This window comes from Psychrobacter sp. Ps6 (genome assembly GCF_022129235.1).
Taxonomy (GTDB): Bacteria; Pseudomonadota; Gammaproteobacteria; order Pseudomonadales; family Moraxellaceae; genus Psychrobacter.
Genome location: NZ_JADQAI010000149.1, coordinates 1 through 1,230, shown reverse-complemented (window position 1 = coordinate 1,230; position 1,230 = coordinate 1). Strand labels below are relative to the sequence as shown.

The 1,230-nt window shown below is 36.5% G+C and carries 2 protein-coding genes; both read right to left on the bottom strand.

Annotated elements, in window-relative coordinates; genetic code table 11:
- Nucleotides 1-382: 382 nt before the first annotated feature.
- The gene (locus tag I3255_RS14480) at nucleotides 383-955 is read right to left on the bottom strand and encodes a DUF1566 domain-containing protein (protein WP_238039450.1); all 573 of its coding nucleotides are present in this window, start codon (nucleotides 953-955) and stop codon (nucleotides 383-385) included.
- Between the two features lie 11 nt (nucleotides 956-966).
- Nucleotides 967-1,230 (bottom strand): hypothetical protein (locus I3255_RS14475; RefSeq protein ID WP_238039448.1); only part of this gene is annotated, 264 nt, incomplete at its 5' end.

Sequence of the window (1,230 nt, the reverse complement as noted above, 5' to 3'; positions counted from 1 at the left end):
ACTCTCCTTCAACTTCTTTCGTAATACGTCCTGCAATACGAAACTGTCCATTTTCAGATCTTGGCTCAGGAAAAATAAGATATCCTTTATATTCAGTGGGATCGATCTCTGGTGATCCAATATTAGATTTTGTTAACCCAAATATTTTGGCTAAAAATCCCATAACATACTCCATCTCATTATCATTCAATACCGCATAATTTATACGATCATTTTACTATACCTAAGTCAAAATCTTAGTGGTATCTGAATTTCAAATGAAACAAAAATATCATCAATCAATACGTTTTCAGAAACATCAAAAGTAAAAAAGAGAATGTTATCAAGCCTGAAATAACACTCTCTCATAAGTTTCAATGATAAGACTACAAATGACTCATATTTAGAAATCAGCGACTAATAAAGATGAATACGTAGCAGCATTTACACCTTGTTTCATAATGATGCCATCATTTAAACCAAAGGAATATGCCTCATCACTAGTCATACTTGGCGTCGATGACCATACAGTGCCTTCAACAGCAGCAATATCCTTTGTAATACTAGGAAAAACCTGCGCATTCATAGCCGGAAGATAACAGGCCGTTTCTTGTAACGATTGTAATTCTTTAATATTAGGTAAGCGCCAATGAGAAATTCCAGCATAATTGTGCAGATAATGTCCCGATGTTGTTGAATTGATATTTTGTACGGTTTGTAGACTCGCTTGCCATCCTGCAACCTGCGGCGCACCTAAACAAGACTGATTAACTTCATCCCATTTTGTACCTACAGCACAACGCATCCACGTTAATCCTGTTTTAATATCTTTCACTGTTCCATTTGAGTTTATAACAAAGCGCCCATTAGGTGAAGAATGAGCCACACCAACCAAACATTGCTGCGTAGTATTTTCAGCGTGAACAGAAAGCGAAAACGCCATAAGTACCATTGAAATTAAGCACATATTTTTCATTGTAATCCACCTTATTTAGCAATCATTCTGACAGGGAGAACTTGACCATCTGTACAAGCCAATCCATTGATTTCTTTAACATCGCATAGACTTAAACTGCCCAAATCTGTCTGTCCTATTAAGTCACCTAACTGATCAACACCAATAAAATGAGTATTAGGATAATATGTGGCTGCACGTGACTTGTTCCAATACCATCCAGCTCCCCAATCACCTTCAATAGTATGAGGGAAATATTTAAGATTCATTCCGCTAATTAATCCTAAATCCGGATC